At 62.3% G+C, this 20,698-nt stretch carries 18 protein-coding genes; 11 read left to right on the top strand and 7 right to left on the bottom strand.

Going from position 1 to position 20,698, the window contains the following annotated elements; translation table 11 throughout:
* Nucleotide 1: 1 nt before the first annotated feature.
* The 6 genes from L0U82_RS38430 (at nucleotide 2) to L0U82_RS38405 (ending at nucleotide 6,690) form a co-directional block, all read left to right on the top strand.
* A complete protein-coding gene (locus tag L0U82_RS38430) occupies nucleotides 2–889 on the top strand; it encodes an ABC transporter permease (RefSeq protein ID WP_233839060.1) in 888 nt (295 codons plus the stop codon).
* Between the two features lie 82 nt (nucleotides 890–971).
* The gene (locus L0U82_RS38425; protein ID WP_233839059.1) at nucleotides 972–2,162 is read left to right on the top strand and encodes a M24 family metallopeptidase; all 1,191 of its coding nucleotides are present in this window, start codon (nucleotides 972–974) and stop codon (nucleotides 2,160–2,162) included.
* A 63-nt stretch (nucleotides 2,163–2,225) separates the two neighbouring features.
* Nucleotides 2,226–3,473 (top strand): metal-dependent hydrolase family protein, encoded by a 1,248-nt coding sequence (locus L0U82_RS38420; protein WP_233839398.1) that lies wholly within the window; start codon nucleotides 2,226–2,228, stop codon nucleotides 3,471–3,473.
* 62 nt (nucleotides 3,474–3,535) lie between these two features.
* Entirely contained in the window at nucleotides 3,536–4,456 is a 921-nt protein-coding gene (locus L0U82_RS38415) for a LysR substrate-binding domain-containing protein (protein ID WP_233839058.1), read from the top strand.
* 159 nt (nucleotides 4,457–4,615) lie between these two features.
* On the top strand, nucleotides 4,616–5,680 hold the full coding sequence (locus tag L0U82_RS38410; RefSeq protein WP_233839057.1) for an ABC transporter substrate-binding protein: 1,065 nt from the start codon (nucleotides 4,616–4,618) through the stop codon (nucleotides 5,678–5,680).
* 32 nt (nucleotides 5,681–5,712) lie between these two features.
* A complete protein-coding gene (locus L0U82_RS38405) occupies nucleotides 5,713–6,690 on the top strand; it encodes a N(4)-(beta-N-acetylglucosaminyl)-L-asparaginase (RefSeq protein WP_233839056.1) in 978 nt (325 codons plus the stop codon).
* Nucleotides 6,691–6,813: 123 nt separating this feature from the next.
* On the opposite strand, the gene L0U82_RS38400 is transcribed toward L0U82_RS38405, so the two are convergent.
* The gene (locus tag L0U82_RS38400) at nucleotides 6,814–8,415 is read right to left on the bottom strand and encodes an ATP-dependent nuclease (RefSeq protein ID WP_233839055.1); all 1,602 of its coding nucleotides are present in this window, start codon (nucleotides 8,413–8,415) and stop codon (nucleotides 6,814–6,816) included.
* Nucleotides 8,416–8,776: 361 nt separating this feature from the next.
* Between L0U82_RS38400 and L0U82_RS38395 the strand changes: the two genes are divergently transcribed.
* From L0U82_RS38395 to L0U82_RS38385, 3 genes are all read left to right on the top strand, one after another.
* Nucleotides 8,777–10,285, top strand: coding sequence for an esterase-like activity of phytase family protein (locus tag L0U82_RS38395; protein WP_233839054.1), 1,509 nt, complete (start codon nucleotides 8,777–8,779; stop codon nucleotides 10,283–10,285).
* A gap of 221 nt (nucleotides 10,286–10,506) precedes the next feature.
* Nucleotides 10,507–11,253: an SDR family oxidoreductase gene (locus L0U82_RS38390; RefSeq protein ID WP_233839053.1), complete on the top strand. Its 747-nt coding sequence runs from the start codon at nucleotides 10,507–10,509 to the stop codon at nucleotides 11,251–11,253.
* Between the two features lie 14 nt (nucleotides 11,254–11,267).
* Nucleotides 11,268–11,927 (top strand): TMEM175 family protein, encoded by a 660-nt coding sequence (locus tag L0U82_RS38385; protein ID WP_233839052.1) that lies wholly within the window; start codon nucleotides 11,268–11,270, stop codon nucleotides 11,925–11,927.
* 72 nt (nucleotides 11,928–11,999) lie between these two features.
* Here L0U82_RS38385 and L0U82_RS38380 read toward each other — a convergent pair whose 3' ends face one another.
* From L0U82_RS38380 to L0U82_RS38360, 5 genes are read right to left on the bottom strand one after another with little or no spacing between them, the layout of a single operon-like run.
* Nucleotides 12,000–13,217 carry an MFS transporter gene (locus tag L0U82_RS38380; protein WP_233839396.1) on the bottom strand — a complete coding sequence of 406 codons (1,218 nt, stop codon included), beginning with the start codon at nucleotides 13,215–13,217 and terminating at the stop codon, nucleotides 12,000–12,002.
* Between the two features lie 53 nt (nucleotides 13,218–13,270).
* Nucleotides 13,271–14,227, bottom strand: coding sequence for an N-carbamoyl-D-amino-acid hydrolase (locus tag L0U82_RS38375; RefSeq protein ID WP_233839051.1), 957 nt, complete (start codon nucleotides 14,225–14,227; stop codon nucleotides 13,271–13,273).
* Between the two features lie 23 nt (nucleotides 14,228–14,250).
* Nucleotides 14,251–15,753: a dihydropyrimidinase gene (gene hydA / locus L0U82_RS38370; RefSeq protein ID WP_233839050.1), complete on the bottom strand. Its 1,503-nt coding sequence runs from the start codon at nucleotides 15,751–15,753 to the stop codon at nucleotides 14,251–14,253.
* Between the two features lie 23 nt (nucleotides 15,754–15,776).
* On the bottom strand, nucleotides 15,777–16,523 hold the full coding sequence (locus tag L0U82_RS38365; protein WP_233839049.1) for an aspartate/glutamate racemase family protein: 747 nt from the start codon (nucleotides 16,521–16,523) through the stop codon (nucleotides 15,777–15,779).
* Nucleotides 16,520–17,185, bottom strand: coding sequence for an aspartate/glutamate racemase family protein (locus tag L0U82_RS38360; RefSeq protein ID WP_233839048.1), 666 nt, complete (start codon nucleotides 17,183–17,185; stop codon nucleotides 16,520–16,522). The genes L0U82_RS38365 and L0U82_RS38360 overlap by 4 nt, the downstream gene beginning before the upstream one ends.
* Before the next feature lie 162 nt (nucleotides 17,186–17,347).
* On the opposite strand from L0U82_RS38360, the gene L0U82_RS38355 reads away from it, so the two are divergent.
* Nucleotides 17,348–18,298 (top strand): LysR family transcriptional regulator, encoded by a 951-nt coding sequence (locus L0U82_RS38355; RefSeq protein ID WP_233839047.1) that lies wholly within the window; start codon nucleotides 17,348–17,350, stop codon nucleotides 18,296–18,298.
* 34 nt (nucleotides 18,299–18,332) lie between these two features.
* On the opposite strand, the gene L0U82_RS38350 is transcribed toward L0U82_RS38355, so the two are convergent.
* Nucleotides 18,333–19,226 carry a LysR family transcriptional regulator gene (locus tag L0U82_RS38350; RefSeq protein ID WP_233839046.1) on the bottom strand — a complete coding sequence of 298 codons (894 nt, stop codon included), beginning with the start codon at nucleotides 19,224–19,226 and terminating at the stop codon, nucleotides 18,333–18,335.
* 399 nt (nucleotides 19,227–19,625) lie between these two features.
* Here L0U82_RS38350 and leuB point away from each other — a divergent pair, with 399 nt between their 5' ends.
* Nucleotides 19,626–20,696: a 3-isopropylmalate dehydrogenase gene (leuB, locus tag L0U82_RS38345; RefSeq protein WP_233839045.1), complete on the top strand. Its 1,071-nt coding sequence runs from the start codon at nucleotides 19,626–19,628 to the stop codon at nucleotides 20,694–20,696.
* Nucleotides 20,697–20,698: the final 2 nt, after the last annotated feature.

The raw sequence follows: 20,698 nt of genomic DNA, 5'->3' as shown, positions 1-20,698 counted from the left end.
CATGACCACCACAGCACTGGACGCCGCGCCGCGGCGCCGCGACTTCGCCGGGGGCATGCTCGCTTCGCCCGCGACGCTGGTCGTGCTATTCGTGATCGTGCTGCCGGGCGTGCAACTGGTGCGCTACAGCTTCAATCATTTCGACTCTGTCCAGATGATGCAGGCGGCGTTCACGCTGCAGAACTACGTGCAGTTCCTGACCGATCCGTACTATCACGCGGTGCTGTGGACCACGATCAAGGTGGCCGCGCTGTGCACGGCGCTGTCGCTCGTGCTCGGCTTTCCGGTTGCGTACGTGCTGGCGAAAACGCAAAGCCGCTACAAGAGCCAGCTCGTGATGCTGCTGGTGTTTCCGCTGCTGGTCGGCAACGTCGTGCGCGCGGCCGGCTGGATGGTGATGCTCGGCAACGCGGGCTTCGTCAACGCGATGCTGATCGCGCTCGGCATCGTCGATCAACCGGTGCGGCTGCTGTATACGCCGTTCGCGGTGGTGGCCGGCACCACCGCCGTGGTGCTGCCGTACATGATTCTGACGCTGCAAAGCGTGCTCGAAGGGCTCGACTTTTCGATCGAGGAAGCCGCGCGCAATCTCGGCGCGAGCTTCGGCCAGACGCTGTCGCGCGTGGTGTTGCCGATGGCGGCACCTGGCATTGCCGCCGGCACGATGCTGGTTTTTATCCTGTGCATGAATGCGTACGCGACGCCGGTGCTGCTCGGCGGTACCGGCATCACGATGATGACGCCGGCGATCTACGACCAGATCGCCAAGGCCAACAACTGGCCGTTCGGCGCGGTGCTTTCGCTGGTGTCGATGATCGTCACCTTCGCACTCGCGCTGCTGTCGCACTGGATCATTCAGCGTCGCTATACGAAGACGATGATGACCTGAATCCGAATCCATCAGGCGCCGCAGGGCTGGCTACTGTGAGAGGCGCCTTTTCTCAATGCGTTACTTCCCGAGGGAATAACCGATGCCCAAGCTCACCCATGAGACCCGCGCCTACCGTCATCGCCTGATGAAGTCGCTGATGGAGCGTCAGCGTGTGGACGCACTGATCTTCACTTCCGCCGACTTCTTCCAGTGGGCGACCAATTTCCATGTCGACGTGCAAACGTGGGAGCGGCCGATCGCGGTGTGCGTGCCGCTATCGGGCGAGCCGTTTGCGATCATGAACGAGCTGTCGACGCATCACGTGATGATGGCGCGCGAGCGCGGTCATCTGTGGCTCGACGATATCGCGTTCTATTCCGAGCATCCGCGCGTGGTCGACCGTCAGCCGCTGCTTGCTGAAGTGCCTGAATTGATCGCCGCGCGTTTGCGCGCCGCCGGCTTGAGCGCATCGCGTATCGGCGTCGAAGCGACGGGCGGTCCTCTCGGTCGTGCGGCATCGCTGCTGCCCGACGCGAAGCTCGTGCCGATGTTGGCCGACTTGCGTTCGCTGCGCTGGGTCAAGCACGCGGAGGAAATCGAGATCATGCGCGCGGCGGCGAGTCTCGCCGACTGGGTGCAGGATCGTTATCGCGAGAACATCCGACCCGGCCGGCTGGTGCAGGAACTCGACTACCAGATGGCCGCGCTGATGGTCACCGAAGGCGGCCGGCGATTCCCCGGCGAGAACCTCGAAGTGATGCGCTGCTGGACGCTGTCAGGCCCCGCATCGGCGTCGCCGCATGGCGACGGTGCATCGTGCGGCGCGAAGATCAACGCGGGCGATGGCCTCGTCAATATCGTGATTCCGCGCTTGAACGGTCTCGTGATCGAGAACGAGCGCACGTGGTTCTGCGGCAAACCGAGCGCCGACCAGGCGCGCTTTCACGAGGTCGCGCGCGCGGCCAACGAGGCGGCGGTCATGGCGGCGGTGACGGGCCAACCGGTATCGGGCATCGATGCAGCCGCGCAGGCCGTGATCGAAAAGGCCGGCTGCGCACAGTACATCCGCCATCGCACGGGTCATGGCATGGGCATCATCGGCCACGAGTATCCGGACGATATGGCCTTCAATCACCGCGCGCTGCTCGACAACGAGGTCTACTCGGCGGAGCCGGGTATCTATGTGTATGGCCTCGGCGGCTTCCGTCTCGACGATTCGGTCGTGACGGGCACGACGCCCGAGTTGCTGACGAATACGCCGCGCACACTGGCTCACGCGACGATCGATTGAGCCGCGCCGCCGGTGCAAACCTACAACGTTGAAGAACCCGGACCATAGCCGGGAGGAGAAATGATGGAGTCGATTCTGTTCTCGCACTGCGCGCTGCTCGACCCGGTTGCCGGCGAGTTGCGTGAGGACCATGCAGTGCTGGTCGAAAACGGCCGCGTCAAGGAAGTATCGGATCGGCCGATCCGCAGCGCGTCGGCGCGCGAAATCGACGTGCGCGGCAAGACGCTGATGCCAGGCCTGATCGATCTGCACGTGCACGTGCATGCGACGCAATTGAATCTCGCGCAGCAGGTGAATCTGCCGAACGTGCTGGTCACGCTGAAGTCGTTGCCGCTGCTGCAGGGCATGCTCAGGCGCGGCTTTACGACGGTGCGCGATGCGGGCGGCGCGGGCTTCGCGCTGAAGCAGGCGCTCGAACAGGGGCTCGCCGAAGGGCCGCGCCTGTTCATCTCGGGCCGCGCGCTCAGTCAGACCGGCGGTCACGGCGATATGCGCACGCGTAGCGACTACCTCGGCATGGATAGCCCGTGCTCGTGCTGCGTGCGCGTCGGCGCGACTTCACGTGTCGCCGACGGCGTCGATGAAGTGCGCCGCGCGGTGCGCGAAGAACTGCAAATGGGCGCGGACCAGATCAAGATCATGGCATCGGGCGGCGTCGCGTCGCCGACCGATCCAGTCGGCGCATGGGGCTATTCGGAAGACGAGATTCGCGCGATCGTGCATGAGGCGCGCGCACGCGGCACCTATGTGCTCGCGCATGCATACACGGCCGAGGCGATCACACGCGCGGTGCGCAGCGGCGTGCGCACGATCGAGCACGGCAATCTGGTCGACGCGGCCGCCGCGCGCGTGATGGCCGAGCACGGCGCGTTCGCGGTGCCGACGCTCGTCACCTATGACGCGCTCGCGAACGAAGGCGAATCGCTCGGTCTGCCGGCCGATAGCGTCGCGAAGATCGAAGACGTACGGCACGCCGGTTTGCGCTCGCTCGAAATATTCCGTGACGCAGGCGTGCCGATGGGTTACGGCTCCGATCTGCTCGGCGAATCGCAGCGTCTGCAAAGCGATGAATTCAGGCTGCGCAGCCAGGTGTTGTCGCCGCTCGAAATCCTGCGCAGCGCGACGCTGGTCGGCGCGCAAGTGTTGGGTCAGGAAGGGCAGTTGGGGCAAATCACGCCGGGCGCTCATGCCGACATGCTGGTCGTCGACGGCAATCCGCTCGCGTCGCTCGACTGTCTGTTGGGCCAGGGCGAGCACATTCCGGTGGTGATGAAGGGCGGTAAAATTCATGCCTTTGATTTGCAGGCGTGACGAGCGGACCGCTCCCACGGGAGCGGAAAGCGCCGGCGGCCCATGCAATCCGGAGAGAACGGATGGACTTTCGGCATATCGACGCGTTCAGGGCGCTGATGCTCACGCGTACGACGACCCGCGCCGCGCAGGTCATCGGCACGTCGCAATCCGGCATCAGTCGCCTGATTACCGATCTGGAACGCTCGATCAATCTGACGCTGTTCGATCGCAGCCGTGGCCGGCTCGAACCGACCAGCGAAGCGCTCGCGTTGTTCGAGGAAGTCGAGCGGCGTTACGCGGGCCTCGACAACATCCGCGAGTTCGCGCTGAGCTTGCGCAATCCGTCGACGGCGGTGATTCGCGTCGGTTCCGTAGTGTCGTTCGGGCTCGGCTATTTCGCGCGCGTGATCGCGAACTTTCATCGCCGTCATCCGGCCGTGCAGATCGCGTTGACGACGGGTGCATCGGCGCTGATTCGCGATCAGGTGGTGTCGCGCCAGCTTGCACTCGGTCTGGTCACGAATACGGTCGACGTCACCGGCACCGATTCGACCGCGTTCGCGCAGCTCGATGCGATCTGCGCGTTGCCGGCCGGGCATCCGCTCGGCAAGCGCAAGGTGATCAGAGTGGCCGATCTGCAGAACCAGCCGATCGTTTCCTACGATCAGCCCAGTCTGGTGCGCTGGGGCATGGATCAAGTCTTCTCCACTGGTCAGTTGCAATCGCAGATCGTGGCGATCGCGCCGTACTCGGTCAACATCGCGACGATGGTCAAGGAAGGTCTTGGCGTGGGTCTGTTGCATCCGGTGTCGGCCTACGACTTTCTCGACTCGAATCTGATTCTGCGGCGCTTCGAGCATGCAATGCCGTTCTATACGCTGAAAATCACGCCGCACGGCGCGGCGCCGGCACCGCATCTGGACGAATTGTCGAGCGTAATGGAGGAGTCGCTCGACGAGGTGATGGCGGCGGTGAACGCGCGGCTCGGTTCGACAGGCTGATTCGCCGCGCGAATCCATCGACACCTGCGTATCCGTGCATGGCCTGCCGCGCACGCGTACGCGCATGGCTGCGTCTTCAACCAGGCACAACATAAAACGATATTCGGAGCGGGCCGCCGAGGCTCGACTTCGTCTTTTTCAAATTTCAGGAGCGAGTGCATGAATAACATCAACAACCCACGCCGCCGTTTCCTACAATCGACAGGGGCGCTTGCCGCCGCATCCGCGCTCGGTTCGTTCGCGCTGAAAGCAAACGCAGCGGGTGCCTGTACCGGCCAGATCGTAGTGGGCACGTGGGGAGGGGACTATCAACGCCTGCTGCAACAGAACATCGATCCGCTCGTCACGCCCGGTGGCGTGACGGTCACCTACGCGGTGGGCAGCGCGCTTGCGCGACAAACCACGATGCGCGCCGAAGCGCATGCGCGGCGCGCGACGCTCGATGTGTCGCTGCTGCGCGATAACGATATGTTCCAGATGTACTCGGAAGGCACGACCGCGAAGCTCGACGAAGCCTTGCTGCCGAATCTCGCCAACGTGATTCCGCAATTTCGCCGCAGCTACGCGGTGCCGCATATCTTCAGCGCGCTCGTGCTCGTCTATGACACCGATCGTGTGCGTACGCGCCCCGACGGTCTCGCCGCGCTGCTCGATCCGGCGTTCAAAGGCAAGATCGGTCTCGTCGACGATCAATACGACTATCTGACGCTGGCGGGTGCGTTGGCGTCCGGTGGCAAGGCCAGCGATCTCGCGCTCGGGCAGAAGTATCTGCGCGCGCTGAAGGAAGCTTCGCCGCGTATCTATCCGTCGGTCGATGCGCTCGCGTCGGCGCTGAAGAGTGGCGAAATCGTCGTGACCGTTACTTGGAAGGCGCGCACGTTGCAATGGAAAAAAGCGGGGCTCAACGTCGACTACGTGTTCCCGAAGGAGGGCGCGTTGCCGGCCACGTTCGAAGCGGCCGTGGCGGCGGGCAGCAAGCAGGCCGCGTGCGCGTTTCCGTATCTGAATGCGATGCTCGACTCGCGTGCGCAGCGCGCGTTCGCCGAGACGATGGGCTACGCACCGACGATCAAGAATGCCGACTTGCCGCCGTCGTTGCAGCAGGCGGTGGGCTTTTCGAACGCTGAACTCGAACGGATCGTACCGGTCGATTTCGCGCTGCTGATGAAGCACAAAACCGACATGCTCGACTTCTGGAACAAGGATTTCCGCGTAGGACTGTAATGGCCTTGCGTATTTTTTTCAGGCGATAGCACATGATTATTCTGACCAACAACGAAGGCAAATCCGGTATCGGCCTGACCGCCGAGATGCTGCGCAATGGCCGCGCCGGACTCGACGCGGTCGAGGCCGGTATCCAGCTCGTCGAAGATGACGAAGAAGTGCGCACGGTAGGCCGTGGCGGCTGGCCGAATCTGCTTGGCGAGGTGGAGCTCGATGCTTCCGTGATGGATGGCTCGACGTTACGCACCGGCGCGGTCGGCGGTCTGAAGGGCTTCCGGCATCCGGTCAGCGTCGCGCGCGCGGTGATGGAGCGGCTGCCGCATGAACTGCTGATCGGCGAAGGCGCCGCGCGCTTCGCGGCTGAAACGGGCGCCGAGCGTTGCGACCTGCTCGCGGATCATTCGCGCAAGGCCTACGCGCGCTGGTTCGATGCTGAAGTCAGTGCGGCCGACAAGGCCGCATGGCCCGACGTGCCGCTCGAACGCTACTGCCAGAACGCGGTCGATCCGGAGATCGGCAAGGACACGACCGTGTTTCTCGCGCTCGACGGCGCGCGCAAGGTGGTGAGCGGCACCAGCACGTCGGGCTGGGGCTGGAAGTATCCGGGCCGTCTCGGCGACAGCCCGCTGATCGGCGCGGGCTCGTATGCCGATAGCCGCTACGGTGCTTGCGCCTGCACGGGCGCGGGCGAGATGACGATCCGCGCGGGTACGGCGCGCGCGGTGGTTCTGTACATGAAGATGGGGATGAGCGTCGAGCGCGCGGTGAATGAAGCCGTCGACGATATGCGCGCGCTGAAGGGCGGCCTGATCAGCCGGGTCACGATCCATGCGATCGATGCGGCCGGCAATCATCGCGTGGTGGCGGTCAATGGTTTGCCGAGCAACCACTACTGGGTGTGGACGCCCGGCATGACGCAGCCGGAGCGCCGTCCGTGCGAATTGATCCAGATCTCGGCCGGCGAGCCGCAGAGTAAGCGGATCGCGATGCAGGTTTATACCGACGTTTGAGTTTGGCTTCGGGCGGGCAGCGGCCGGTTGCGCGCGTGGTGCGCGACTGGCCGACCGCGCATCAGTTGGGCTTCGATCGTGCGTGCAAACAGTCCGCCGGCAGACGAGCCTTTCACACAGCAACTAGGAATTTGCCCGAACAATGCTTTCGTTCAATTTCCAGATCTGATTTGCAGGATTCAGTTGAGTGTTAAATAACTCGTCAAAGCCTTTGTGTTCCATGTCACGCTTATATTTGCGTGCAAGTTCCACCTTCGAGAGCTTGGACCCAATCAGGAGTCGCTCATTGTTCTTGACCAGGTATCCTGCGTCGACATAATTTTCGGGCAGGTACGACTCGATCGTATAGCCGGCGGTAATCCAGGTTACCTCGCTACTCAATTGATCGAGAATCTGGTATTTGGCGCATTTTCCGGACCGGGTTTTTACCGGTACGTCACCATTCCAGGTGAAGTCAAGATCTCTGTCGACGACGACGAATGAATTGCGGTTGACTCGAAGCATTTCGATCGCATCCTTCGTTTCCCACTCTTCAGGATAAACGTCATTGTCTGCACCGAAATGCGATAGTACCGATCCGTCATAAAAACAGAACGCGTAGTGAACATTTTCTACCCAAAGCTCACGGCCATGTTCCTGGAGTAAGCGGTCGAGCCAGAATTTCAAATATATCCGGTCCGATGGCCCTTCGACCCAGATCAGGGCATTCGCCTGCATGATATCGGCGGCCTGAACACCGAGTTCTTCCAGAAGCCGCAGAGCTGATCCACCATCGGATGGTTTCCCGGAGCTCAGTACACTGTGAATGTTCTGACCATCTACGTGAAACACCGACACTTCTGTCTGACGGGCGAGCGTGGAGGAATTCCAGATGAAGGGATTCTGGAATACGGCCGAGTGAGACGAAATAAATAACTGCAAATTCCGATCGACGCTGATCTTTGCGAGTTCGGCCGCGAGGAGCCGTTGAAGCCTGGGATGCAAATGTGTCTCCGGCTCTTCGATCACGAGCACAGAGCCGCAAGCTTTTGAGCGAGCCCATGCCAGCAGGCCGGCAGCGGCCTTCCAGCCGGAAGGGAGCAAATCGAACTGTACCTCGTGTTGTTGATTGGCTTCCGCGTCGAAAGTCAGACCTACGGTTTTCTCGCCAAGCAGATTGATTCCAGCAACTCCATCTTTGGTCGAGATGCCTGGTAGCTCACTCGAAATGACATGCAGTTCATTCACGAAATGCTGATCGCAGACGGTTTGGGCTGGCCCTTCCCAGTAGAACACTTCGATGGGCGCCTTGCTCAACGTATTTTTCATTCTGGAAAGATCTTCCGCCGAAAAGCCGGAAGATTCGAACCGAGGGTACGCCTCTCCAATGATTTTCTCCGAGGTTGATCGATCGAAAACACGAACGATCAAGTCGGAAGCGTCGCGTTGATATTGGCAATGCACAGCGATGCTGTTTTCGAGGGTTATGTCGAACGAGTGAAACGCCTTGCTGTTCAGTACATCGCGCTTCAGTCCGCGAAAGACTTCCGGTTCACTCAGTGCACGAACTACGTCGAGCACTGTGGATTTTCCGGATCCATTTCTGCCGCAAAAGACGTTGATCTTACTGACCTGCGCAACTGGCATTTCGTGGAACCCGTCGTCGGAGCCGAATTGATCCGCGAATCGCGAAATTGAAAAATTGATACCGCGTACCGCGCTGATTTTTATTGATGTGATGTGCATCAGTTTTCAAATTAAAGGAAAGTTGACTGGCGGCGTATCTACTGTGGTTGAAGCGAAAAATCGTTTCAACATACGTTTCTTAACGGTTCGGCAGTGAAGAAGCTTTAGGCCGGCCCAGGTGATCCTTCCTCGGCGGGAAAGCGTCGTTCGCAGAGACTGCTCTTGCGCAGCGTCATAAACCGGTTTGGCTAGTCGACTCGATAACGGCCGATTCCGTCTCCCCGCAATGGAAGACCGCAGACGTATTCATCTATCCGTTTCCCTACGTCCAGCAAACATCTTCCTTGCCACAAAGCTTTCATTTTATGAATGTAATCTCGACCGGCTTCAATCGGCTCAATATAGATACGGAGATATCAAAATGCTCGACAAGAAGAAGATGTGCGTGGCCATTGGCTTGACGCTGGCGCTTGCCGCCTGCGGCAGCGACGATATTACGCCACCGAGTTCCAGCAACACCACGCCTCCCCCTGCCACGCCGCCGGCTCCCCAGGTCACTCAACTCTTTAGCGAATCCATCGCTCCGTACCCGAGCTGGGGCAACGTGCCCATCGTCGGTACGGGCTTCGGTTCAGCGATGACGTCGGCGCCCAACAAGCCCGGCTTTTTCTACGGCATGACCGATCGTGGCCCGAACGTGACCGCGCCCGACGGCACCAACAAGATCGAGCCGTACCTCGCGTTCCAGCCGGCGATCGCGCTGTTCCAACTGGTCGACGGCAAGGCGAATGTCTCGAAGGTTATCGGTCTTGCGCTCGCCGACGGTACGCCGATGAACGGCCGCGTGAACCCGGAAGCGACCACCGCCGAAATCATCTATGACGTGAACGGCAACGTGCTGCCGACCAGCGCGGCCGGCCTCGATCCCGAAGGTCTGGTCGCGATGGCCGACGGCACCTTCTGGGTCTCCGATGAATACGGTCCGTACATCGTCCACTTCGACGCAACCGGCAAGGAAATCTCGCGGCTCAATCCGTATTCGACCGCAACGACCGGCGTCGACGTTGCGCTGCCTGGTGAGCTGAAGAAGCGCAAGCCGAACAAGGGCATGGAAGGTCTGACGCTGACGCCGGACGGCAAGTATCTGGTCGGTATCATGCAGTCGCCGCTGGACAAGAACGGCACCGCCGCGGTTGCGTCGGGCAAGGGCGCGATCACGCGCGTCGTCAAGGTTTCGCTGACCGATCCGGTCAACGATGTGCACGAGTACCTGTATTCGCTGCACACCAACGGCGCGGGCAACCCCGAGGGCCAGGCGGTCAGCGAGATCACCGCGATGCCGGACGGCACCTTTATCGTCGACGAGCGCGACGGCAACTTCGAGGGCACCGTCGACGGTACGGCGACCGGCAAGGCGAAAGCCGACAAGAACCTGTGGAAGCTGGACCTGAGCAAGGCCACCGACGTCGGCCCGAAATCCGCGCTGATCGGCACGACGATCGCGGGCGGCGTGGTCGCGTACGACTCGACCAACGGCCTCACGGTGGGCGGCAAGACCGTCGAGGACATCGCCGGCACGGTCGACGCGCCTGCCGCGGTGCAAGCGCTCAGCACCGCCGGTATCACCGTCGGCACCGAGGGCCTGTTCCTCAACTACGCGGCGCTCTTCACGTCGATCGATCCGAAGGGTATGTACTTCGGCCACGATAAGGTCGAAGGCGTGGCGCTCGATCCGGCCGATCCGACCAAGGTGTATATCTCGAACGATTCGGACTTCGGCATCACCGATGAGCCGAGCACGGTGCCGATGGCCACGTCGTCGAGCCCGTTCCCGCCGAGCGAGAAGTTCCTGCCGGATGGCAAGACGCAGGACTTCGGCGAAATCGTGAAAGTCGATATGACGCAGGTGCCGGCGAAGTTCAAGCAGTAAGTTAGTCGCTGGTACTGACAGGAAAAAGCGCCTGGGGGGAAACTCCCGGGCGCTTTTTTATCCACGATTGGTGGCGCACAGGATTCGAGGCGCATAATCGGCCTTTCGAAGGATGCCGCCACGACGCCCACCTTCGTTATAACCACAAAACTTTTTCGCTGGATGTGCCGGCGCGCCGCACTGCTTCTCGCATTTCTTCCGTTATTCGCAAGGAGTGAATCATGAAGCTGAAGGACAAAATCGCACTTGTCACCGGTGGAACGTCAGGCATCGGTCTGGAAACCGCCAAACTCTTCCAGCAGGAAGGTGCGACGGTCATCGTGACCGGCACCCAGGCGGCGCATCTGAAAGACGCCGCGCAGGCTCTCGGCAACACGGCGATGGCGCTGGCAGTCGATCTGCGGGACGTCGCGCAAATCAGCCGCGCGGTCGCGGATATTGTCGATACTCATGGCCGAATCGACGTGGTGTTCGCCAATGCCGGCGCCGGAAAAGCGGCCCCTCTCGATGCAGTCACACCTGAACAGATCACCGAGCAGTTCTCACTGAATTTCAACGGTGTCTTTTTCGTCATCCAGAAGGCGGCTCCGCACATGCCGAAAGGCGGTTCGATCGTCGTCACGACGTCATTTCTGAACGAAGTAGGTACGCCCGGACTGTCGATTCTGTCGGCGACCAAAGCGGCGGTGCGCTCTCTGGTGCGATCGGCCGGTGCCGAGCTTGCGCCCCGCGGCATTCGAGTCAACGCGGTGAGCCCAGGGCCGATCGAGACGCCGTTCCATAGCAAGCTTGGGCTGTCGGAGAAGCAGCTCGCGGATACCGGCGAAGCCATCACTTCAGCGGTACCGCTGAAGCGCTTCGGCCAACCGCTGGAGATTGCGCGAGCCGCGCTGTATCTCGCCAGCGACGATGCGTCGTTCGTGACCGGCACGGAACTCGTTGTCGACGGTGGGCTGACCCAGATCTAAGGACGTGGCGCGCCATGGACGATTCAGATGTGAACCTTGACCGTTTCAGTACGCTTTCCGACGGCATTTTCGCGGTCATCATCACGATCATGGTTCTCGCGCTGAAAATTCCCACGCGCAATGATGCGGGCGCGTTGCTCGATCTGTGGCCGGACCTCGTCAGCTACGTTGTCAGTTATGCGTTCATTGCGGTCGTGTGGCTGAACCATCATCACGTGTTCAAACATGCGGATTCGCTCACGGGTTTATTGGCATGGTCGAACTTCGCGAATCTTTTCTGGATCTCGTTTATCCCCTTTACGACGGCATGGCTGGCATCGAGCAGGGTCGCCACCGTGCCGTTGACTGCATACGCAACCGTCTTTCTGCTGGTCGAATTGACGTACATGGTTCTGATGTACGAAAGCTTCCGCCAGCGTCCTTCCGACGATGCATCGACGCTGCGCCGGCGACGCATGCAATGGATCAGGGCCTGGATCATGGTGGCGGTATTCGCCTTTGCGGCACTCACTTTCTTCCTTCCCGCTCTTGTACGAATGGCTCTACTGGGAGCGTTTCTAATCCTTCATACGCAAGCGGATCTGCTCGCGAAACGCAAGCGCGCAGGTGACAGCGCTTCGAAGGAACAGGGGCGAGCAAAACGCGCTCGTCCTACTGGCGGGGACGGTCGCTGATCATTCGTCGGATCTTTACGTGCAACGTCCCCGTCTGTGACAACCAGCGCTCTGGCCAACGCTCCGCTTAGCTCATTCCAGCTCGACGCCCTTGAGTTCAGGAATCAGCGTGACGGTCGCGATCACATCGATCACATAGATGCACGCGAGTGCCGCAATGGCAGTACCGAACGAGTAGAAACTCGCGACCGCGCCGATCGCGAGCGGCCCGAACCCGCCGACTGCGCGGCCGATGCTCCACAACACGTTTTGCGCGGTGCCGCGTGCATGCGTCGGATACAGCTCGGCCATCAACGCGCCGTAGCCGCCCATCATGCCGTTCACGAACACGCCGACCACCATGCCGCCGATCAGCAGCGCATCGGGTGTCGTCAAGCGCGAGTACACGAACACCATGATGAGCGCGCCGAGCTGGTACATCACGAACGTAGGCTTGCGGCCGATGCGGTCCGCGAGTTGCCCGAAGATCCAGATGCCCACCAGCATGCCGAGAATCGAAGCGGCGGTCCACGTTGCCGACTTCGCGAGCGTGAAGCCGAACTGCCTCGTCAGATATCCGGGCATCCAGATGATCAGGCCGTAGTACCCGAAGTTCTGCACCGAGCACATGATGATCATGCCGATGCTGCGCCTGGTGGTCTGCGCATCGCGGAACAGCGTCTTCAGCGGAAACTCACGCCGCTTGCGCGCCGCGCTCTCGATGAAGATCTCCGACTCGCCGATCGCCTTGCGGATCGCGAACGACAGCACCGCGGGCGCGAGACCGACCAGGAACATGCCGCGCCAGCCGAGACGCGGCAGCAGAACCGGTGTCACCAGCGCGGCGATCAGCACGCCGATCTGCCAGCCCATGCCGACATACGACGATACGCGTCCGCGCTTGTCCGCCGGCCACGCCTCGATGGCAAGCGCCATGCCGATGCCGAACTCGCCACCGAGCCCCAGCCCCGCGACGAAGCGATACGCGAGCAGATCGTAATAGCCTTGCGCGAACGCACACAGACCCGTGAACACCGCAAACAGCAGGATCGTGTACGTGAGCACGCGTACGCGGCCGAGATAATCGCTCAGAATTCCGAAGCCGATGCCGCCCGCGACGCCGCCGACGAGCGTCCACGTGACGAGCGATCCGGCTTGCGCGGACGTGAGCCCCAGGTCCGCCGAGATCAGGCTCAGCATGAAGCCGAGGATCAGCAGATCGAAGCCGTCCATCGCGTAGCCGGAAATCGACGCGATCAGCGCGCGGATATGCGGCGGCCCGAACAGGGACTTTTCCTGCGTGCCCGGCATCGGGACGCTCTGGTCAACGTGATGATTCATCGTGTGGTCTCCCCGTGTGCGACCTAGTTGAGTGCGTCGGGATCGTGAGGTAGCGGCGCGCCGGCGCCGGTACGTTCGACGATCAGCCCGTAGTGTTCCGGACGGCGGTGTTTCGCGAAGTTGAACACGTGTTCGCGGAAGGTGTCGCCCAGCGCGAGATCGACGTTGACGAAGATCACTTCGTCTTCTTCGGTCATGCTTTGCGCGGCGATCTCACCAGAAGGTGCGACGATCACCGCGCCGCCGATCATATGAAAGCCGTCTTCCTTGCCGCATTTCGCGGCTGCGGCGATCCACATCGCGTTCTGATAGGCGCTTGCCTGCAGTGTGATCAGATGCGTATGCATGCGCAGATGCACCGGCTCCGGCCAGTGAATATTCAGCGACGGCGTGTTGTAGCCGAGTACGCCGAGTTCCGCGCCTTGCAGCGACATCGCGCGCCACGTCTCCGGCCAGCGGCGGTCGTTGCAGATGCACATGCCGACTTTGGCGCCCATCGTCTCGACAACCGGAAAGCCCGTATTGCCCACTTCGAAGAACTTCTTCTCCAGATGCTGGAACGGTGCGTCCGGCTTGTGATCGGCGTGGCCCGGCAAATGCGTCTTGCGGTACTTCGCGACGATCTTGCCGCCATCATCGACGATGATCGACGTGTTGAACGCCTCGCCCTTCGCGGTCAGCTCCGCATAGCCGAGATAGAAGCCGATGCCCGCTTCGCGCGCGGCGTCGAATAGCGGTTGCACGTCCGGGTTCGGCATCGTGCGCTCGAAGAAACGTTCGATGGCGGCTTCTTCGGTCATCCAGTAGCGCGGGAAGAATGTCGTCAGTGCGAGTTCGGGAAACACGACGAACTTCGCGCTGCGCGACTTCGCTTCCTTCAACATATCGACCAGGCGCCTGACGACGGCCTGACGATCGTCCGCGAGATGGACCGGTCCCATTTGCGCCACCGCGAGACCGATTTTGCGTGACTTGCTCATTGTTTCCTCTTTCGTTTTCAGGTTCAGTTCTGACGATCGGAGTAGCCGAAGCCTGCGTGAGCATCGGCGGTGCCGTCGGCGAGCGCGCGGAAGAACTGGCCGCGCGCGGAGATTTCACGTTGGTTCTGGAACGGCAGCGGCGTGCCGCGTGCGATGAAGCGACCGCTGCCGGGCGCCGCATCGAATACACCGTCATCGACGATCACGCGGCCCGCGCTGACCACCGTGCGCGGCCAGCCGGTCACTTTCATTCCTTCATAGGGGGTATAGCCGACGCGGTCGTGCAGGCCAGAAGCCGTGAGCACCACTTCGTGCGTGGGGTTCCACACGGCGATATCCGCGTCCGCGCCTGTTTCGATCAGCCCTTTGCGCGGCGCGATGCCGTACATGCGTGCGTGATTCGTCGACGTCAGCGCGACGAATTCCGGCAGCGTCATGCGCCCTTTGTTCACGCCCTCGGAGAACATCAGCGGCAGACGCGTTTCGAGCCCGGGCATGCCGTTGGCCATCTGCTTGAAGGTGGTCTGCTCGCCGTGCGGCAGCTTGCCGGTATGGTCGTAGCGATACGGCGCATGATCCGACGATACGGTTTGCAGCACGCCGTCTTTCAGCGCGGTCCATAGCGCTTCTTGCGCGGCCTTGTCGCGCAGCGGCGGGCTGCAGCAATACTTGGCGCCTTCGACGCCGGGCAGATCCATCGCGTCTTCGGTAAGCAGCATGTAATGCGGACACGTCTCGCCGTAGACCTGCGCGCCCATGCGCTGCGCGGCGCCGATCGTTGCGATCGCATCCGGCGCCGACACATGCACGATCAGCACCGGCACATCGAATAGCTTCGACAGTTGAATCACGCGATTCGTCGCTTCGGATTCGGCCAGCGCGACATGGCTCGTCGCGTGATACTTCGGCGCGGTGCGGCCGCTTTCGAGCAGCTTCTGCGACACCCATTTGATGACGTCGTTGTTCTCCGCATGCACCATCACGAGCGCATTCTCGCGCGAGGCGAGCGCGAGAACGTCGAGCATCTGATAATCGTCGATCTTCAACTGGTCGTAGGTCATGTACACCTTGAACGACGTGATGCCCTTGCGGATCTGCTCGACGAGGTCTTCCTGCAAGGTCTTTTGATCGGTTTCGGAGACGATCAGGTGATAGCTCCAGTCGATCACCGACTTCTCCGCGGCGAGCGCCGTGTACTCTTCTGCCACCTGCCGGAGCGAATGTCCGCGATGCTGCGCGGCGAACGGCACGATCATCGTGGTGCCGCCGCAGGCTGCCGAGACGCTCGCCGAGTACCAGTCGTCGGCACCCATGATGCCCATGCCCGAACGCTGCTCGACATGGCAATGCGTATCGATGCCGCCGGGCAGCACGTACTTGCCGGTCGCGTCGATATCGCGCTTGCCGGCGGGCAGGCCGCGCTCGACCGCGACGATGCGCTCGCCGACGATGCCGACGTCCGCTTCGAACACTTTCTTGTCGGACGCGACGAGGCCGTTGCGTATCGTCAGGTCGAATTGATCCATTGAGTTGTTCATCCGCTTGATAGTCAGAGTTGTGCCTGAAGCGACGCAGATTCGCTGCGTGCATCGAACCACCAGCCGACGCAGGCGCGTGCGAGTGCGTCGGTCGGATCGATGGCGGGCGCATCGAGCGACACGCCCGCGAGCGCCACGGGGATTTCGGTGCAGGCGAGCAGCAGCGCATCCGCGCCGGCTGCGATCAATGCGCGGGCCGCGTGTGTGAGCAGCAGGCGGGCTTCATCGATGCGTCCGCCTTTCACCGCGTCGATCGCGGCGGACACGTGCGTGGATTGCAACGCATCGTCCGGCGTGATGGCGTCGATGCCGTGCGAGGCTAGCTGGTCGTGATAGATGCGCGCCTGCAAGGTCGCCCGCGTCGCGAGGATGCCGACTTTGCGCGCGTCGGGGCACTGGTGCAACAGCGCATCGACGGCGGCTTCGCCGATATGCAGCACCGGCAGCGCGGTTGCTTTCGCGAGCCGCGCATGCCACACATGGGCGGTGTTGCAGGGGATCGCGATGGCCGCGCATCCGGCGGTTTCGAGCGTGCGCAGTCCGTCGAGCAGATGCGGCCACGGCGCGTCCGATCCGGCGAGAAACGCGCTGCTGCGATCCGGCACCTGCGGCACGTTGTGCACGATCACCGGCATATGTTCCTGATCGGATTGCGCGGGCGTTGCCTGAATCAGCTTGACGAGAAAGTCCGCTGTCGCGAGCGGGCCCATGCCGCCGAGCACGCCGAGCCGTGGCAGCGCCGTGACGGTGTCATTCATGCGAGACCTCGCTCGCGGCAGATCGAGAACGCCAGCGACGCGGCCGTCGAGCACGGATCGATGACGGGCACGCCGACAGCACGTTCGATCTCGGCGCGCAGCGGTGTCATGCCCGCGCAGCCCAGCACGATGACATCCGCGCCGTCTTCGTCGCGCAATGTGCGACCTGTTGCAATCAGCTTGTCGAGCGCGATATCTCGGTTGCCCGATTCGTCGACGCCGAGATTCACCGCGCGTTCGCCCGCCACCAGATTCGCGATACGCGCGGCATGGTAAGCGCGCCAGTGGCGCGGCATGCCGTGCGTGCTGGCCGCGATGACGCCGATGCGCGAACCGCGTGCGAGCGCCACGGCCATCGCGGCCGCACCGATGCCGATAACCGGCTTGTTCGTCACTTCGCGCGCGGCATGCAGGCCGGGATCGCTGTAGCAGGCGATCACGAATGCCGCTGCGTTTGCCTCATGGCGCGCGACGTATTGCGCGACGGCGACCGCGGCGCGGTCCGAATCGCGCTGCGTTTCGATGCCGCCTTCGACGGCATGGAGCGTCTCGAACGCGGCGGGCGCGTCCTGCTCGACGCACAGCGCGCGCACGGTTCGTTCGATCTCTCGCGTAACGTCGGCGAGGCCGTTGGGGTTCAGAAAGATGATGGGATCGGACATGGCTCGATGAAGGAATTCGACCTTTTACCGAACGATACGCACGCCAAAATCCGCCGTGAAATAGGCCAAATTTGGCATCCCATAGACTGAATGCATGGATGACTCGTTTACCTCGTTTACACTGCGAACCATGCCATTGCCACCGGTTTTCACGCTCAGCCCATGAACTACGACGAGGAAGTGCCCCACACACGCGCGATGAGCTTGCGTCAGATCGAAGTGTTCCGCGCGATCATGATGACCGGTTCGATCAGCGAGGCAGCGCGTTCGCTCTATGTGGCGCAGCCCTCCGTGAGCCGCGTGCTGCAGGTGACGGAAAGCCGCCTCGGTTTTCTGCTGTTCGAGCGCATGCGCGGGCGCCTGTATCCGACGCCGGAAGCCAAGCGCATTTTCGAGGAAGTGCTACGCGCGTATGAAGGTATCGAGCGCGTGGAGAGTCTTGTGCGCTCACTCGCGGACGGCTCCAGCGGCAACCTCAATATCGTGTGCAGCCCGAGTCTCGGCGTGCACCTGGTACCGCTCGCGATCGCCCGTTTTCATGCGGAGTTTGCGCATTTGCGCATCACGTTCGAACCGCTGACGCACAACCATCTGGTGCCGCGCGTGCTGTTCGGCAAGGGCTATATCGGCGTGTCGATGTTCGAGGTCGAACATCCGAATATCGTGACCGTGCCGCTGGAGAGTGGGCGAGTGTGCTGCGTGGCAAAGAAGGGCACGCTCGGGCGGCGGCGTACGCTCGACCCGAAGCAGATCGCAACGATGCCGTGGATCGACTACGAGCACGACACGCCGCTCGGGCGCATCGTCGGCAAGGTGTTTGCGAATACGCGCCGCCCCGCGCCGGTCGTGCGGGTGCGCTCGGCGATCAGCGCGTGCACGCTGGCGAGAGAAGGCGTGGGCGTGGCGATCGTCGATCCTTTCTGTATCGATGCGGACATGCGGGCCGCGCTCGACGTGGTGCCGCTGCACGCGGACGCCGATCACCGGCTGACCGCGAGCCTGCTGTATTCGCATGTGGAACCGCTGTCAGGCGTCGCGCGCCGCTTCGTCGAGATCCTGGATGGCGTGCTGAAGCAGCATCTCGCGACGAAGCGGTCGGCTCGGGCGATGTGACGCACGGCTTGGTGTCGCCAATCACGGCCTTGAGCTACGTCTGCTTGCGCAAATGCTCGACCAGCAACTGCGTCGGCACATTCAGCGTATGCCTGTCGCCGTTGAAACACAGATGCAGAAAACGCCGCGCCCACGGCTCGTTCAGCGGTCTCGTTTCAATGCCGGCGAAGTTCTGCTGATGACGTTCGAGCCAAGGCTCCGGCAGCACCGAAATCCCCATCCCCATCTCGATCATGCAGCAGACCGCCTCGTTGCCGCTCACCTGAACGCGCCGCGAAATCTGCTGATCGAGCCGGGCCGCCGCGGCAAACAGCAGCGTGCTCATCGAGCTTTCGCTGCGCAGACAGACAAACTCGAACGGCAGCATCTCGGCGAAGGTCAGGCTCGACCGCGCCAGCAGTTCGTGTCCCGGCGGCAGCACGGCCAGCAGCGTCTCTTCGTGGTACGGCACGGTGCTCAGGCCGGTCGCGGTGAACGGGTCGCCGAAAATGCCGATGTCCGCCTGACCGTCGGCGACCAGCTTGATCGCGTGCGGACTCAGGCTGTCGGTGAGTTCGACGCTGACACCCGGATGCAGCGCTGAAAACGCGCGCAGCTGGCGCGGCAGATACTGCGTGACGACCGCGATACTCGCGGCGATCCGGACCGTGCCGCGCACTTCTTCCGACAGGTCCGTCATTTCCACTTCGAGCTGTTGAATGTTGCGACGAATCGTATTGGCGTGGCGCAGCAGGACATCGGCGGCGCGCGTTGGTTCGAGCCGGGTGGGGCGCCGCTCGAACAGCCGCAGATTCAGCATCGCTTCGAGGTCGGACATCCGCTTGCTGATCGCCGACACCGCGATATGCTCGCGCGCGGCGGCTTGCGTGAGGCTTCGCGTCTCCATCACGGCGACGAACAGTTGCAGCGTGTAAAGGTCGATTCTCATACGGGTTCCTGCCCGAACGCCGGCCGCCAGTATCAAGGCGTCCGGATCGTTTCAATACCGGCGGCGAAACGGGGAGCGGCACTGCGGGCATCAGTGCTTTCCCCAGGCATTTCGCGCCGAAACGGTGCAATGGGCATCGCGCGGGGCCTGCAAATATCGCGCGAGCGGACCGTGCCATTTTACGCCGGCGTGTAATGCCATCAGGCGTTTGGCCGCGATATAGCGGCCGCAGGCGCGGCACGGCGCCCGGCTCGCGCGCGCAGCGAGCCTCGCCGATCGACAAGCCCCCTTCTCCAAACAGAAATAGCGAGCGCGTGTCGCTGTTTTTAATATCGATGCCAGAACACAGGCGCCCGACGGATGGCGCGAGTGCATCGAATCTAATCATGGAGACACGCGATGAAGGTTGCGGTATTGCCGGGCGATGGTGTGGGCAAGGAAATTATTCCCGAGGCCGTCAAGGTTCTGAAAGCCGTCTCGAAGGGGCGCTTCGAACTTGAACTCGAATACGGCACGATCGGCATGAGCGGTGTGGAGGCCACCGGCAAGCCGCTGCCCGATGAAACGCTCGCGATGGCGCAACGCTGCGACGCGATTCTGTTCGGCTCGGTCGGCGGTCCCGAATACGAGCAGTGGCTGCGCAAGAACAAGGTCCGCTCCGGCTTGCTGCAACTGCGCAGAACGCTGGGACTGAACGCGAATCTGCGCCCCGTGCGGCCGATTCCGGCGCTTGCGTCGGTGTCGACGCTGAAGCCCGAAGTGATCGACGGCCTCGATCTGCTGATCGTGCGCGAACTGTCGAGCGACATCTATTTCGGTGAGCCGCGTGGTCCGGTGGAAAGCGCGAGCGGCGAGCGCGAATCGATCAATACGATGCGCTACCGCGAATCCGAAGTGCGGGCGATTGCGCATGTCGCGTTCAAGGCCGCGCAGCGGCGCAACAGGAAAGTGTGCTCGGTCGACAAGGCCAACGTGCTCGAAACGATGCAACTGTGGCGCGACGTGATGACCGAAGTCGGCCGCGAGTATCCGGACGTCGAACTCACGCATCTGTACATCGACGCGGCCGCGATGGCGCTGTTGCGCGCGCCGACGCGCTTCGACGTGATGGTCACCGGCAATATGTTCGGCGACATTCTGTCCGACGAAGCGGCGATGCTGGCGGGCTCGCTCGGCATGATGCCGTCGGCGTCGCTCGCGCCGGACGGCAAGGGTCTTTACGAGCCGATCCACGGCTCGGCGCCGGACATCGCTGGGCGCGACATCGCCAATCCGCTCGCGACGATTCTTTCCGCCGCGCTGCTGCTGCGCTACACGCTCAAGCGCGACACCGAAGCGGATCTCGTCGAGGACGCGGTGCGCCGCGTGGTCGCCGCGGGCACGCGCACCGGCGACATCATGGAAGCGGGCTGCACGCAGGTCGGCACACGCGCGATGGGCGATGCGGTCGTCGCGGCGCTCGCGGGCTAACG

It is taken from the genome of Paraburkholderia sp. ZP32-5 (genome assembly GCF_021390495.1).
Lineage (GTDB): Bacteria > Pseudomonadota > Gammaproteobacteria > Burkholderiales > Burkholderiaceae > Paraburkholderia.
This window is presented reverse-complemented; position numbering and strand designations above follow the sequence as displayed.

Coding starts and splice junctions, on each gene's coding strand:
- L0U82_RS38430 (WP_233839060.1), top strand. CDS start 2: ATGACCACCACAGCACTGGACGCCGCGCCGCGGCGCCGCGACTTCGCC.
- L0U82_RS38425 (WP_233839059.1), top strand. CDS start 972: ATGCCCAAGCTCACCCATGAGACCCGCGCCTACCGTCATCGCCTGATG.
- L0U82_RS38420 (WP_233839398.1), top strand. CDS start 2,226: ATGGAGTCGATTCTGTTCTCGCACTGCGCGCTGCTCGACCCGGTTGCC.
- L0U82_RS38415 (WP_233839058.1), top strand. CDS start 3,536: ATGGACTTTCGGCATATCGACGCGTTCAGGGCGCTGATGCTCACGCGT.
- L0U82_RS38410 (WP_233839057.1), top strand. CDS start 4,616: ATGAATAACATCAACAACCCACGCCGCCGTTTCCTACAATCGACAGGG.
- L0U82_RS38405 (WP_233839056.1), top strand. CDS start 5,713: ATGATTATTCTGACCAACAACGAAGGCAAATCCGGTATCGGCCTGACC.
- L0U82_RS38400 (WP_233839055.1), bottom strand. CDS start 8,415: ATGCACATCACATCAATAAAAATCAGCGCGGTACGCGGTATCAATTTT.
- L0U82_RS38395 (WP_233839054.1), top strand. CDS start 8,777: ATGCTCGACAAGAAGAAGATGTGCGTGGCCATTGGCTTGACGCTGGCG.
- L0U82_RS38390 (WP_233839053.1), top strand. CDS start 10,507: ATGAAGCTGAAGGACAAAATCGCACTTGTCACCGGTGGAACGTCAGGC.
- L0U82_RS38385 (WP_233839052.1), top strand. CDS start 11,268: ATGGACGATTCAGATGTGAACCTTGACCGTTTCAGTACGCTTTCCGAC.
- L0U82_RS38380 (WP_233839396.1), bottom strand. CDS start 13,217: ATGCCGGGCACGCAGGAAAAGTCCCTGTTCGGGCCGCCGCATATCCGC.
- L0U82_RS38375 (WP_233839051.1), bottom strand. CDS start 14,227: ATGAGCAAGTCACGCAAAATCGGTCTCGCGGTGGCGCAAATGGGACCG.
- hydA (WP_233839050.1), bottom strand. CDS start 15,753: ATGGATCAATTCGACCTGACGATACGCAACGGCCTCGTCGCGTCCGAC.
- L0U82_RS38365 (WP_233839049.1), bottom strand. CDS start 16,523: ATGAATGACACCGTCACGGCGCTGCCACGGCTCGGCGTGCTCGGCGGC.
- L0U82_RS38360 (WP_233839048.1), bottom strand. CDS start 17,185: ATGTCCGATCCCATCATCTTTCTGAACCCCAACGGCCTCGCCGACGTT.
- L0U82_RS38355 (WP_233839047.1), top strand. CDS start 17,348: ATGAACTACGACGAGGAAGTGCCCCACACACGCGCGATGAGCTTGCGT.
- L0U82_RS38350 (WP_233839046.1), bottom strand. CDS start 19,226: ATGAGAATCGACCTTTACACGCTGCAACTGTTCGTCGCCGTGATGGAG.
- leuB (WP_233839045.1), top strand. CDS start 19,626: ATGAAGGTTGCGGTATTGCCGGGCGATGGTGTGGGCAAGGAAATTATT.